Raw genomic sequence first — 12,933 nt, 5'->3', positions numbered from 1 at the left:
ATCAGCGTGCGCAAGGGATGTCGCGCTTGGCCGCCTCGGCGAGGCAGGGGGCGACGAACAGGTCTCCGCGCCAGGCGCCGCGCACCGTACGGGCGCCGACGATCAGCCACAGCACCAGCAGTGCGGCGACCAGGGCCATGCCGAACAGGTTGAAGGCCGGGATGGGGAGCAGGGTTCCCAGCTTCAGCGTCGCGACAGAGAAGACGCCGAGTGGGAAGGTGTAGCCCCACCAGCCCAGATTGAACGGCAGGCCCTGACGCAAGTAGCGCAGGGTGATCAGCACGGCCATCGCGGCCCACCACAGGCCGTAGGCCCACAGCAGCAGGCCGCCGATCAGGCCGATCCCGCGCGCGGCGTCGCCGTACTGGCCCAGACCGGCGGCGGTGAAGATGGCGGGCGCGGCCTGGCCGAGCACCAGCATGCCGAGCGCGCCCGTGCCGATCGGGCCCAGCGACAGCCAGCTGGAGGCCGCCATACCGGCGTGCGGCAGTTTGTGGATCGCCATGCGGAGCACGAGGATGACCAGGATGCTCATCGCCAGCGGCACGGACAGGGCCCACAGGCCATAGCTGACTACCAGCACCGACAGGGCGGCGTTCGGGTCCGCGAGGTGCGGCGCGATCAGGCCGCCGGTGACGGCCGCGACCTCGGCCGCCACGACCGGCAGCAGCCAGACGGCCGTCATCTGGTCGATGGCGTGCTCCTGGCGGGTGAACATCATGAAGGGGATGCCGATGCCGCAGGCGACGGCAAGGGCCACGTCGATCCACCACAGGGCTTCGGCGACCGGCACGACGCCTTCGCCCCAGCGCGCCAGGCCGAAGGCCATCAGGCCGTTGATGATGGTCGCCAGCCCCATCGGGATGCAGCCGAAGAACATCGACACGACCGAATGGCCGAAGATTCGTCGCGCGCCGTCGAAGAAGAAGATCCAGCGCGCCGCGTAGAGAACGGTGAACAGGGCGAACAGGCCGATGTTGAAAACCCACAGGGCTTCGGCGACGATTTTTACGCCGGGTATGGGGACCGGAAGCTGGTTCAGCGCCAGGGCGAGGATGCCGGTTCCCATGGTGGCGGCGAACCAGTTCGGCGTGAACTGCCGCACGATCTCCCTGGGCGATTGCAGACTCGCCAACGGGCGAAGGCCGAAGGCGACGTCGCGAACGTGAATGTCATGAGCCATGAGAGGTTATCCAGACGAGCGGTCAGCCCGCGGTGAAGCGATAGACGGCGCCGAGCACGACGGCGGTGACCAGAAGGCAGGCGGGCAGGGTCAGCATCTGCAACGCGGCTTCGCGGCCGCTGATCCAGCCCGTGTCGATGATCACGCGACCGGCGAGGCAATCGTTCAAGGAGCGGATGCGCTCGCCCGGCGCAGGCGTATCGGCCAGCAGGCTCATCCCGGTGAGAAGGCCGAAGAACATCAGGCCGAGAACGGTGATGAAGCCCAGGGCGAGCATCGCCTCGCCGTGACCGAACACCAGCCAGAACACGGCCACCATGGCGGCGTAGAGACCCGCGACCGCCTTGACCATTGCGGGGTGAACGCCGGTAAGGCCGACGCCAGGCTGGACCCGGTGCAAGGTCTCGCCGGATTGGGTCGCGGCGATGGGAGAAGGCGGAATGAAAGGCGTCTGCGGTTTTACATTCTCAGGACCGATGGCCTGGCGCCTGGCGACGGACCTGCGGCCTTGGCGCATGGCCGGAGCGGCGAGAAGGGTGGTCATGGCGGCTCTCCTTTCGGAGTGGAGGCCAGTCTTCGGCGCGCTCCTCGACATCCGGGATGCGCCTCTTGGATCATCAGCTCCAACGGATGTTTTAGATAGGTTTGTTCGCTTTGATCGAATGAACGCCCTAGGGGGTGATCAGCGCGGCTGCCCACGCAAAGGCGGCCTGCAGGCCAAGACGATGCTCGGGGGCGGTGTTGATGAACGTCGGGCTCGGGTGTGGCGCGAGACACAGCTCCACTTCAGGCCGCAGGCGGGTCAGCGTCGGAGCCGCCATCGCGGCGACGCGGCCGCACAATACCGCGGCCCTGAGGCGATGAAGCGGGGTGACCAGTCCCTCTAGCGTGGCCAGGCCGGAGGCGATCTCCTGTCTTGTCAGCGGTCGCGCGGACCCCGAGCGAAGCCAGGGGACCGTGTTCCAAAGGACGATGCGGCGGCGGTCGAGCCCCGCTGCTTCCATCGCGCGCTTCAGGTTGCGCGCGGTGCCCGTGGGATTGTCGATGGAGACGAGGCGATCCGCTTGCGGTCCCGGGGCCGGTGTCTCCAGAAGCACAAGGATTTCCGCCTCGTCTCCACCGTCGAGGGGGTCGAACTTCGGCGTACCTTGTTGAGCGCCCACGCCCCTATCCAGAGCTCTCAGGAATCCGTTCAGTCCCTCGAGATGCGTGTGAGGCGGCGCGCGGTCATTCACCAGTGAAGGCCAGACACCGCCTTGACGAGCCGACGCGCTCAATGGCGTGACGCCGTCAGGGACGCCAGGAACACCTCGCCCGCCTTTGAGCGATAGCGCTGCTTGTGCCGCAGGAGCCAGAACGGGCGGTCGGGCAAGGTCAGGGGCAGGGCGGCGAGGATGCCGGCGCGCAGGCGCGCGGCGACGACATTGCGCGACACGACCGTCGCTCCCGCACCGGCCTCGACGGCGGCGGCGACCGCCTCATTCCCGGGCAAGGTCATGGCCACGTCCAGAGCGTCGATGGCCAGCCCGCGCTGATTGAGGGCCGTCTCAAAAGCCGACCGGGTGCCGGAGCCGGGCTCGCGCAACACCCAGGTCATTTGCTTCAGGTCCGGCGGCCCGGCGCCGTCCTGGGCGGCGGGGTGGTCGGCCGCCACGACCAGCACCAGTTCGTCGTGATCCAGAACCGAACGGCTCAACGCCGGCTCGTTCAGTTCGCCCTCGACCAGACCCAGTTCAGCGCAGCCCTCCAGGACAGCGTCGGCCACCTCGCGCGTATTGCCGATCGAGACCTCGATGCGGATGCCGGGATGAGCCTGATGAAACCGGGTCAGTCGGGCGGGAAGCCACCAGCCGGCGATGGTCTGGCTGGCGTGGATCGACAGTCGTCCGCGTTTCAGGCCGCCCAGGTCGTCGAGCGCGTCCTGCGCCGCCTCGACACGGGCGAGGATCGCCTTGGCCTCGACGAGGAAGGTTGCGCCCGCCTCGTTCAGGACGATGTTGCGGCCAACGCGGTCGAACAGGGCGACGCCGTGGCGGCCCTCCAGCGTCGTCACCGCCGAGCTGACCGCCGACTGGGTCAGGTTCAGGGCCTCGGCGGCGCGGGTTACGTGCTGGCGCTCGGCGACGGCGACGAAGATGCGGAGCTGGTCCAGGGTCATGGGACAATCCTAACCCACGAAGCGGCGACTTCGACAGGGAACGTTCGGCGACGGCGAACGTTCCGAGCGGAACATCGCGTTGGTCGTCCGGGACGATCGCCTGCAGGATCGGATCATGACCCACGCCCCACCCTCCCGATGGATCAGAACCGGCGTCCTGGCGCTTGGCTCGGCGACTGCCGGTGCCGCAGTTATGGCCTTCGCACAGATGCCCGGCTCGGACTTCGATGCGGCGATGGCCGAGGCGATGGAGCGGATGCACCGCGACATGGCGGTAGAATCCACCGGCGACCCAGACGTGGACTTCGCCGCCATGATGATCCCGCATCATCAGGGCGCCATCGACATGGCGCGCGTCGAGCTTCTGTACGGGCAGGACGAGACCATGAAGCGTCTGGCCCAGGGGATCATCATTGAACAGACCCAGGAAATCGCCCTGATGCGCGACTACCTGACCCGCCATTCTGATGCGCCGACGCCGACCGGCGGCGCGACCTCGACCCATCACGGACACGGATCATGACCCTGACAGCCCGCGCCATCGCCGCCCTTGTTCTCAGCCTGTCCGCCGGACACGCCTTGGCCGATCAGGTTCCGGGCGCGGCGGCGGCGCCCGCCATCCCGATCAGCAGCCAGGATCGGTTCTATTCGGCCGACCAGTTCTCCAACACCGTCTCGGTGGTCGATCCCTCGACCAACGGCCTGCTGGGGGTGATTTCCCTCGGCGAACCGACTCCGGCCAACCTCAGCCCGCTCTACAAGGGCCAGTTGCTGGTCCACGGCATCGGCGCGGCGCCGGACGGCAAGACGATCGCCGTGGTCTCGATCGGGTCCAACTCGGTCAGCTTCATCGACACGGCCAGCAACACCGTCAAACATACCACCTATGTCGGGCGCTCTCCGCACGAGGCCTTCTTCACGCCGGACGGCCGCGAGGTCTGGGTCACGGTGCGGGGCGAGGCCTATGTTTCGGTGCTGGACGCCGCGACCTATCAGGAGACCGCCCGGGTCGAGACGCCCAACGGGCCGGGCATGACCATCTTCTCGCCGGACGGCCGCTACGCCTACATCTGCTCCAGCTTCAGTCCCGAGACGGTGGTAGTCGAGACCGCGACCCGTCAGATCGTCGGTCGGGTGGCCCAGGCCAGTCCGTTCTGCCCCGACATCGCCGCCACGCCCGATGGAAGCCAGGTCTGGATGACGCTGAAGGACGTGGGCAAGACCATGGTTTTCAACGCCCGTCCGCCGTTCGCTGTCCTACAGACGCTCGACACCGGCCCCTTGACCAACCACGTCAACATCGTGCGCAACGCGGCGGGCCAGTTCGCCTATGTGACCGTCGGGACCGAGAACCGGGTCAAGGTCTATCGCACCGACACCTTCACGCTCGTGACGGAGATCGAGGTGGGGTCGCTGCCGCACGGTCTGTGGCCCTCCGGCGACGGCTCGCGGATTTACGTCGGGCTGGAGAATGGCGACGGCGTGGCGGTCATCGACACCCTGGCCAACCGCGTGATCGCCACCGTGCCGATCGGTCAGGGACCGCAAGGGGTCACCTATGTGCCGCGTGCGGTCACTCAGGGTGACGGCAGGGCCAACCTCACGCCCCTGGGCGCAGCTCGCGCCTCGCATCAACTCGTTCTGACGGGCGAGGGCGACACCCGGTCCCAGGCGACCTTGTTCGAGCAGGGGCAGGTCCAGATGCTGCAGATCGCCGCCGCAGGCCTCCAACCCGGCAAGCCCTATGTCCTCGCCTTCGCCAATGCGGCGGACGGATCGGGGACGCTCGAGCCTCTGACGAAGTTCATGACCAATCCGGCTGGGTCTGCGGTCGTCAACGCCGTGGGCCCGATCCGTCAGGTGGTCGCCGCCGACGCCGGCGCACCCCGCCGTTGGCTGGTCATCGCCTCGGGCACGCCCGAGGCGATCGGCGCGGTCGTCCAGAGACAGTCGGAATAGGACCGGCCGCCATGCGGATCGACAAGTTCGTCCATAGCTGCCTGCGCCTGACGATCGGTGCAGATCGACTGCTCTTCGATCCGGGCAAGTTTTCGTTCGTCGACGGACGGGTCGATCCTGCTGTCTTTTCGGATGTCTCGACGATCGTCCTGACGCACGGCCATCCCGACCACATCGACCCTGACGCTCTGGCCAGGATCGTGCAGGCGAGTGGCGCGACACTCGTCGGCAACGGCGAGGTCGCCGACAAGCTCGGCGAGAAGGGGCTGTCGGTCACGGTGTTCGAGGAGGGCGAACGGACCTTCGGCGCGTTCCGGCTGCAGGCTCAGCCGGTCGCGCATGAGCCCATCCTGTCGGACGAGAGCCCGCAACTGACAGCCTTCCTCGTCAACGACGTTTTCCTCAACCCGGGCGACAGTTTCGACAGCCGTCTGGATCGGTTCGCGGGCGTGGAGGTGCTGGCCCTTCCGGTGATGGCGCCTTACCTGACCGAGCTCACTGTCCATGCGTTCGCCAAACGGATGAAGCCAAAATCGGTCGTCCCGGTCCATGACGGCTACGCTCGCGACTATTTCCTCAGGCAGCGTTACGACGTCTACGAGCCCTATCTGGACAAGGCCGGGATCAAACTGCACCGGCCGATGGCGCCCGGAGACGGGTTCGACGTCTCTGACCATGACTGACGCAGTCTGCACCTCCACCGGTTTCGCGCGATTGCGATCGCGATAAAATGGCGGCGGCTCGGCGTGGTAACTCAGGTGAATGTCGCCTTTGCGCGGTGACTGTCATGTCCGCTCATGGCGCGAAGCTGGCTTTGCGCTTCGCTGTGGTGGCAGGAGTGGTCACCGAGGCCCCGACGTGCCACTCGTCCCGGTGGGAAGGCAGGCGGCCATGGGGATCGCAACTTTGGGAGCGGACGGCAGCATCGATGTTCTCGAAGCCAGCACGCCGGAGAAGCGGAGCGCGCCGGGGAATAGTTGTTCAACGCCGACCGAGCGCTCACGCGCTCGGTCGGCGTGCGGCGGCGCGCGACTTTGAAGCCAGGCGGAATGAAAGGGCAGGAGATCTGCCGATAGATGACGATGAGCTCCAGGCCTCGCCTGTTCTTCAAAACGTCAGGCTATGGTATCCGCCTATGCCTAGGTATACCGGTACGATTCCCTCGCGCACCACGCCTGCGGCATTGTCAATACACCCCGAAAGATCTCGTGATCACGCGCTTTTTACATCCGATTATTTCTTCATTGTTTTCAACAGTCCACGATCTATTCGGACTACGATACGGCGCTTTAGGTGACCTCTGGTGCAAAGTCCTTGCCGATCAACGCGCTACCGGCCTTCGTGTAATCGAGTGGGAATGAATTTTGTCCTTCTGGCCGTCTTCCGCCTCTGACCGTTAGGTCGATCAGCGGGGCCGCTTTCCCGCTTAACGATCCTAATCGGGAAAGTCAGATTGTCGGAAAGCGCCATGTAACGAGATTTCGGAAGTGACCACCTCGTCGCGGATCACAAGGCGCTAACCTGCCGCTGCTCACCTCACCAAGGCACCTCGTTCCGCTCGAAGTAGAAGCGGCCGGTCATATCCCGAGTGGTTTGGGTCGCCAGCCAGACGATGCCCGCCGCAGCCTGCTCCACCGTGCGGTACCCGGTTTGGCCGTTGAAGTCGGTCGCGGTGTAGCCGGGGTCCGCCGCGTTCACCGCAATCCCCCAGGCGATCAGCTCTTTCGCAAACGCGACCGTTACGGCGTTCAGCGCGGTTTTCGAGCTGTTGTATCCGAGGATGTTGACTCCGTGGAACGCGTTGCTCGGGTCCGACAGCCAGCTTAGCGAGCCAAGCCCACTGCTGACCATGACAACACTGGCATCGCTCGTCGCCTTCAGAAGTGGAAGAAACGCCTGAGTCACTCGGATCGGGGCAAAGACGTTCGTCTCGTAGATCGCCTTGATGTCGTCGAGCGGCTGCTCGCTCGGGACGATTGGCTGACGCCCGGATATACCGGCATTGTTGATCAGAATGTCGAGCTTGCCGTCGTCACCTTCGACGCGCTCAACTGCGGATCGGACGCTGTCGTCACTGGTCACGTCGAGCGTGAGTGCCCGGACAACAATCCCCTCGGCGGCAAGGGTCTCAGCAGCCGCCTCGCCGCGATCCGCGTCGCGGCTGCCGAGCCAGATCCGAAAGCCCTGCCGGCCCAACTGTCTCGCAGTTTCGTAGCCAATGCTCTTGTTGGCGCCCGTGATGAGGACTGTCCTGTCGGTCATGCTATGCTCCTGCGCAGCGGTCGGCGACGTTGAGCTACCTGCGCTCTACGTCTTGAGGGGATATATCGGCTGTTCGGGCGGCTTTGATAATCCGCACAGGGTCGGATACGCTGATCGGCATGGCGAACAATGCAGAGGTGACGAGTTTCGACAACGTGAGAGTGTTCCTCTCCGTCGTGGAGGCGCGCGGCTTCAGGGCAGCGTCAAAGCGACTGGGCATCTCCCCCTCGACCGTTAGCGAGAAGATCGCCGAGATCGAAGGGCAGCTAGGTGTTCCCCTTCTCACTCGGACGACGCGCAGCGTCATGCCCACCGAGGCCGGAAGCGCGTTGGCCGCGCGGCTCGCGCCTCTTCTCGCCGAGGCTCGGGCAGCGCTTCAGGACGCCGCCAACTCGCAAGCCGAGGTGCGCGGTCTCCTCAAACTAAATGTCACCGGCGCGGTCATGGTGGACATCCTCCCGCCGCTGATCGACCGCTTCCTAACACTGCACCCGCACGTCCGGGTCGAGATCGTGGTGGAAGATCGGCTCGTGGACATCGTAGCGGCCGGCTGCGACGCGGGGATTCGGTATGGAGAGCATCTCGCCAAAGACATGATCGCGGTGCCGATCGGGCCACCCGTTCAGGGCCTGGCCTATGCTGGCTCTCCCTCCTATCTCGCACGAAACGCAGCGCCTCTCAGCCCGCGCGACCTGCTGCTCCACGACGCAATCCGGCTCCGCTTTTCGACCGGCGCGCTGGTCGCTTGGGACTTTGAGCGTGGACCTGAGTCGATGACGATTGATCCACCAGGCCGGCTGATCATTGGCGTTGATGCCGCACCTGCCGCGATCGCCGCTGCGTGTGCTGGTCACGGCGTTATCGGATCCTTCAAGAACTGGCTTGATCCGCACATTCAGAATGGGTCGCTTCGACCCGTTCTGCCCGAATGGTGGCCTTCGTTTGAAGGTCCCAGGCTCTATTTTCCCCGGCGATTCGTGCCCGCGCCACTGCGCGCGCTGACCGATCTCATTGCAGTGGAACGCAAGTCGCCGGCAGGAGGATAAGGACAAAAGAGTGCCCATGTGCCCGAAGCCGGCTTTCTGTAGCTCACCGCCAAGCCGTGGTTCGGCTCCCGCACCAATCGACACGGTGGTGCGCGCCGTGAGCGAACAGCGCGGCGAGGTCGAGCACGGCGATGAACTGCTCGCGCACTTCGGACGCCACCTTCTCGTCGCTCAGACGCCCCCCCGGAGATCGCGCTCGTATCCTCGACGCTCTGAAAACCCTCACTCGCACGCCCAGCAGGTTACCGTCCTGGTCACGGCGCCCCTACGGTATAGGCCTACATTAAGCCCGGATGCCGACCGAACTTGACGTTCAATGAGCCGTCCATCGCCGCCTCTGAGCGCCATTGCTGATTACTCAGGCGCAGCCTGACCACCGAGCCTGCGTCTCCAGCGAGCGCGTTCGGCAAAGACGCGGGTGACCTCCGCCATGTTCTCCGTGCCCCATGTGCAGAGCGGCACGAGGGCCTGTGCAAGGCTGTGGCCGAGCGGGGTCAGGCTGTAGTCCACCCGAGGCGGAATTTCCTTGTAGTCGGTCCGTTTCACCAGACCATCGGCCTCCAGCTCTTTCAGCTGCTGGATCAGCATCTTGTCGCTGACGTCCCGGATGGCTCGCCTCAGCGCGCCGTACCGCGTTGGCCCGTCCTGGGCCAGGAAGTAGAGGATCAAGGGCTTCCACTTGCCGGAAATAACCCGCAGCGTCGCATCAAGGCCGCAGGTGAAGCCGGGCAGGGTGGGCGAGCAAGACCCCGTCTGCGACGGAGTGGCGTTCAGAGCGTCTGACATTTTCGGGCTCTTACCAAATGGTGCATACTTGTCCGCAAGTGGGTGGTTCATCAGCTGAGTGCAACTCATCGAGAGGAGCACATCATGAGCAGACTGCAAGGCAAGACGGCCGTCATCACCGGCGGGGGAACGGGTATCGGTCTGGGCGCCGCCAGACGGTTCATCGAGGAGGGCGCCTTTGTCTACCTCTTCGGGCGCCGCCAGGCGCAACTCGACGCGGCCGTGGCTGAACTCGGCGCCAACGCGCGGGCGGTGACCGGATCGATCACAGAGCCGGCCGATCTGGATCGGCTCTACGAGACAGTGAAAGCGGAGCGCGGCGGGCTCGACATCCTGTTCGCCAATGCAGGAACCGGCGACTTCGCCAGGCTCGGCGAGATCACCTCTGAACATTACGATCAGATTTTCGACGTCAATGTGAAAGGCACCGTCTTTTCGGTGCAGAAGGCGCTGCCGCTAATGGCTGGCGGCGGGTCAATCATCCTGACCGGTTCCAGCACCGGCGTCATGGGCACTCCGGCCTTCAGCATCTACAGCGCGACCAAGGCCGCGGTCCGCAATCTGGCGCGCAGTTGGGCTCTCGACCTCAGGGGCACGGGCATCCGCGTCAATGTCCTGTCCCCCGGGCCGACCACGACGGAGCTGGCGCAGCAGGTACTGGGCGATGAAGGCCTCGCGGCCATGGGCGCCTCCACGGTGCTGGGCCGCATGGGCGATCCGTCGGAGACCGGCGCCGTCGCTGCTTTTCTGGCGTCAGCAGACTCCAGCTTCATGACCGGCGGTGAAGTGTTCGTCGATGGCGGTCTGGCGCAGGTCTGAGAGACGGGCGGGAGCTTCGACGGTGCGTCGAAGCTCCCGTGCAAAACGCCTTGGCGCCAATGGCATGACCTCGAAAGCCGCCGGCGCCCGACGTCTTCTTGCCCCCTCAGGCCGGCTTCACCGTCACCGTCTGGCGCACCATCTCGCAGCGTTCCTGCGTGGTCAGGAATGCGATGTCGGCGGCGTCGCGGCCGCAGGCGATGCGCACCAGCCCTTCGACGGGCGCCAGCCGCGTGGGATCCACCAGCCACCAGCCGCTGTCCAGCCAGACCTCGAAGATGGCGTGGAAATCCGGCGGCTCCAGCTGATGGGCGTAGGCGCTGACCGCGCGCGCCGGAATGCCGGACGCCCGGCACAGGGTGATGCCCAGGTGAGTGAAGTCGCGGCACACCCCCGCCCGGTCGATAAAGGTTCGCGCCGCCGTGGTCTCGGTGTCGGAAACCCCGTGCTCGTAGTCGATGTTGGCGCCGATCCAGTCCAGGATCGCCAGTACGCGCGCCCCGCCGGACGTGTCGCCGAACTGGCGCGTCACGAACCGGCCGAACTGGTCGGACGGGCAGTAGCGGCTGGGCGACAGATAGGGCAGCACCTCGGCCGGCAGTTCGCCCCAGTCGTGCTGCGAGACGCCGAGCGGAAGGGCTTTCAGCCGGCCGTTCTCGACCACCGCCTCATAGGTCAGCGTCACCTCGCCCTTGACGTGACAGCGCAGAGTCCGCGCTCCGAACTCGATGTCTTCGTCCTCCTGGAACGTGACGGGCGGATCAAAGACCAGCGTCTCCTCGACGATGTGCTGGCCCGGCCAGTGCGCTGCCTGGATCTTGTAGATGGCGTCGGTCGGCGGATCGAAGCGATAGACCAGCTGGGCGCGCGCGCGCAGTTTCATGGGAGGTCCTGGCGAAAGAGGCAGGCCGTTCTACGCCATGCGGCCACGGCTGTCCCGTCGTCGGCGCAGTGGAGCACAAGCGGCGCATCACTGAAGTCCCGAGCCGGTCGCCGACAGTCTTCCTGAAGGCGGACGGCAGACTGGAGAGCCGGTCAGCCGAATGGGGCGTTCACCTGTAAGGACGCCGCATCGTTCAGCCAGGTCGGGTTGGGCATGGCGCGATGGGCTGTGGCCATGGCTTCCGACCAGCGGCGACCCAGGTCGCGGAAGTAGGCGTCCTCCGAGTCTATCCGCCGCTCCATGCCGACCAGCTTGCCGCGGGGCATGATGATGAGATCCAAGGGCGGCCCGACGGCAATATTGGAGCGAATGGTCGAGTCAAAGGAGATCAGCCCGAGCTTTACCGCCTCGGACAGGGGCGTGCCGGCGCGCAGCGCCCGATCCAGGATCGGCTTGCCGTACTTCAACTCACCAATCTGCAGGTAGGGCGTATCAGACCCGCACTCGATGAAGTTGCCCTGTCCATAGATGAGGTACAGCCCCATCTTGCCGCCCCCGATCTGGCCGCCCAGCAGCATGGAAGCGTTGACGTTCAGGCCGTCGGCGGTGGGTGTCGGCGGCGTGTTGAGGGTCGCGCGCACGGTCGCCAGGGCGTGGCCGAGGATCTGCGCTGCGCGAAAAAGGGTCGGCGCGGTCTCCAGGGTTTCAGCCCCGTCGGAGTCGGGCAGCTTCACCCCTTCGGCCACCATCGCCAGGGCCGTCTGGGTCGCCGACAGGTTTCCGGCGGTGCAGACCGCCAGAACTCGCTCGCCCGGCGTCTTGCAAATGTGCAGCTTGCGATAGGAGGAGACGTTGTCCACGCCCGCATTGGTGCGGGTGTCGGCGATCATCGCCAATCCCTCGTCCACCAGCATGCCAACGCAATAGGTCATGACTGCTCTTCGCTCCCCGCGATGAGGATCGCCTGACGCTATCAGATTCGCGCGGCATGACGATCACGACCAGCCCTTGGCCTGATGTTGTTGCTGCTTCTGTTGCACGGGCCGCACATGCAGGGCGACGGACAGGCGCTCAGCGCCCCCGCCGTAGCTCGTGCCTCGGATCGGCGCGGCGCCCAGGGCGTCCAGTCCGATCGCGACGCGGACATAGTGGTCGGTGGGGCAGACCCCGTTGGCGGGATCAAAGCCGATCCAGCCCAGGTCCTCGACATAGGCCTCCGCCCAGGCGTGCGCCGCCTCCTGCTGGTGCTGGCCGTCCGAACGGCACAGGTGACCGGACACGTAGCGGGCGGGCACGCCCAGGCGCCGGGCGCAGGCAATGAAGATCTGGGCGTGATCCTGACAGACGCCGCGTCTCAGGCCAAAAGCCTCGGCGGCCGAATTGGCGGCGGAGGTGGCGCCCACCTCAAACGCAACGTCCCGATGAATGGCCGCCATCAGGCCATGCAGTCGCTCCAGCGTTCGACCGCCGCCCGTTGCGCGCGCATAGTCGATCAGCGCCGCATCTGGTCGCGTCAGCGGCGTCTCGCGCAGGAAGACGGGCGCGGGCAGCTTCTCGAACTGCCCGCGCAGAACGCCGCCGGTGTCGATGGTGGACACCTCGCCTGTGACACGCAGGGTCAGCGAGTCTGTCGGGCGCTCGGTATAAAGGTTGTGGACGATGTTGCCGAAGGCGTCCTCGGTCCGGCGCAGACGCGCATCGACGTCGGTCTCGATGCGCCATTCCCTGACCTGCTGCCCGTCACAGGAGCGCGGCGTCAGCCGCAGCACCTGCACGATGAAGCGCGCCGCGCGGGCATAGCCGTATCGTGTCGTGTGATCGATCCGTATCCGCATGG

The 12,933-nt window shown here is 65.8% G+C and carries 14 protein-coding genes; 5 read left to right on the top strand and 9 right to left on the bottom strand.

Features of this window, described 5'->3' with window-relative positions; all coding sequences use genetic code 11:
• Position 1: 1 nt before the first annotated feature.
• From KY493_RS08075 to KY493_RS08060, 4 genes are all read right to left on the bottom strand, one after another.
• Positions 2 to 1,183 carry a TDT family transporter gene (locus KY493_RS08075; RefSeq protein ID WP_055808292.1) on the bottom strand — a complete coding sequence of 394 codons (1,182 nt, stop codon included), beginning with the start codon at positions 1,181 to 1,183 and terminating at the stop codon, positions 2 to 4.
• 22 nt (positions 1,184 to 1,205) lie between these two features.
• Entirely contained in the window at positions 1,206 to 1,727 is a 522-nt protein-coding gene (locus KY493_RS08070) for a hypothetical protein (RefSeq protein WP_156363211.1), read from the bottom strand.
• Positions 1,728 to 1,854: 127 nt separating this feature from the next.
• Positions 1,855 to 2,346: a uracil-DNA glycosylase gene (locus tag KY493_RS08065; protein WP_162237593.1), complete on the bottom strand. Its 492-nt coding sequence runs from the start codon at positions 2,344 to 2,346 to the stop codon at positions 1,855 to 1,857.
• Positions 2,347 to 2,456: 110 nt separating this feature from the next.
• Positions 2,457 to 3,341 carry a LysR substrate-binding domain-containing protein gene (locus KY493_RS08060; protein ID WP_055808299.1) on the bottom strand — a complete coding sequence of 295 codons (885 nt, stop codon included), beginning with the start codon at positions 3,339 to 3,341 and terminating at the stop codon, positions 2,457 to 2,459.
• Between the two features lie 115 nt (positions 3,342 to 3,456).
• Between KY493_RS08060 and KY493_RS08055 the strand changes: the two genes are divergently transcribed.
• The 3 genes from KY493_RS08055 to KY493_RS08045 are packed head-to-tail and all read left to right on the top strand — an operon-like array spanning position 3,457 to position 5,983.
• Complete coding sequence (locus tag KY493_RS08055) at positions 3,457 to 3,864, top strand: DUF305 domain-containing protein (protein ID WP_055808492.1); 408 nt, start codon at positions 3,457 to 3,459, stop codon at positions 3,862 to 3,864.
• Positions 3,861 to 5,300, top strand: coding sequence for a YncE family protein (locus KY493_RS08050; RefSeq protein WP_055808301.1), 1,440 nt, complete (start codon positions 3,861 to 3,863; stop codon positions 5,298 to 5,300). The genes KY493_RS08055 and KY493_RS08050 overlap by 4 nt, the downstream gene beginning before the upstream one ends.
• An 11-nt stretch (positions 5,301 to 5,311) precedes the next feature.
• The gene (locus KY493_RS08045; RefSeq protein ID WP_055808303.1) at positions 5,312 to 5,983 is read left to right on the top strand and encodes an MBL fold metallo-hydrolase; all 672 of its coding nucleotides are present in this window, start codon (positions 5,312 to 5,314) and stop codon (positions 5,981 to 5,983) included.
• An 853-nt stretch (positions 5,984 to 6,836) separates the two neighbouring features.
• On the opposite strand, the gene KY493_RS08040 is transcribed toward KY493_RS08045, so the two are convergent.
• Positions 6,837 to 7,562 (bottom strand): SDR family NAD(P)-dependent oxidoreductase, encoded by a 726-nt coding sequence (locus KY493_RS08040; RefSeq protein WP_219895925.1) that lies wholly within the window; start codon positions 7,560 to 7,562, stop codon positions 6,837 to 6,839.
• Positions 7,563 to 7,681: 119 nt separating this feature from the next.
• Here KY493_RS08040 and KY493_RS08035 point away from each other — a divergent pair, with 119 nt between their 5' ends.
• Positions 7,682 to 8,608: a LysR family transcriptional regulator gene (locus tag KY493_RS08035; protein WP_219895923.1), complete on the top strand. Its 927-nt coding sequence runs from the start codon at positions 7,682 to 7,684 to the stop codon at positions 8,606 to 8,608.
• A 354-nt stretch (positions 8,609 to 8,962) separates the two neighbouring features.
• On the opposite strand, the gene KY493_RS08030 is transcribed toward KY493_RS08035, so the two are convergent.
• On the bottom strand, positions 8,963 to 9,394 hold the full coding sequence (locus tag KY493_RS08030; RefSeq protein WP_219895921.1) for a helix-turn-helix domain-containing protein: 432 nt from the start codon (positions 9,392 to 9,394) through the stop codon (positions 8,963 to 8,965).
• A gap of 84 nt (positions 9,395 to 9,478) precedes the next feature.
• On the opposite strand from KY493_RS08030, the gene KY493_RS08025 reads away from it, so the two are divergent.
• On the top strand, positions 9,479 to 10,213 hold the full coding sequence (locus tag KY493_RS08025) for an SDR family NAD(P)-dependent oxidoreductase (RefSeq protein ID WP_219895919.1): 735 nt from the start codon (positions 9,479 to 9,481) through the stop codon (positions 10,211 to 10,213).
• Between the two features lie 106 nt (positions 10,214 to 10,319).
• On the opposite strand, the gene KY493_RS08020 is transcribed toward KY493_RS08025, so the two are convergent.
• From KY493_RS08020 to KY493_RS08010, 3 genes are all read right to left on the bottom strand, one after another.
• A complete protein-coding gene (locus KY493_RS08020) occupies positions 10,320 to 11,096 on the bottom strand; it encodes a transglutaminase family protein (RefSeq protein WP_219895917.1) in 777 nt (258 codons plus the stop codon).
• A 152-nt stretch (positions 11,097 to 11,248) separates the two neighbouring features.
• Complete coding sequence (locus KY493_RS08015) at positions 11,249 to 12,028, bottom strand: peptidase (protein WP_219895915.1); 780 nt, start codon at positions 12,026 to 12,028, stop codon at positions 11,249 to 11,251.
• Between the two features lie 63 nt (positions 12,029 to 12,091).
• Positions 12,092 to 12,931, bottom strand: coding sequence for a transglutaminase family protein (locus tag KY493_RS08010; protein WP_219895913.1), 840 nt, complete (start codon positions 12,929 to 12,931; stop codon positions 12,092 to 12,094).
• Positions 12,932 to 12,933: the final 2 nt, after the last annotated feature.

It is taken from the genome of Brevundimonas sp. PAMC22021, assembly GCF_019443405.1.
Taxonomy (GTDB): Bacteria; Pseudomonadota; Alphaproteobacteria; order Caulobacterales; family Caulobacteraceae; genus Brevundimonas.
Note: the sequence above shows the minus strand (reverse complement) of the source record. Positions and strands in the feature narration are given on the sequence as shown.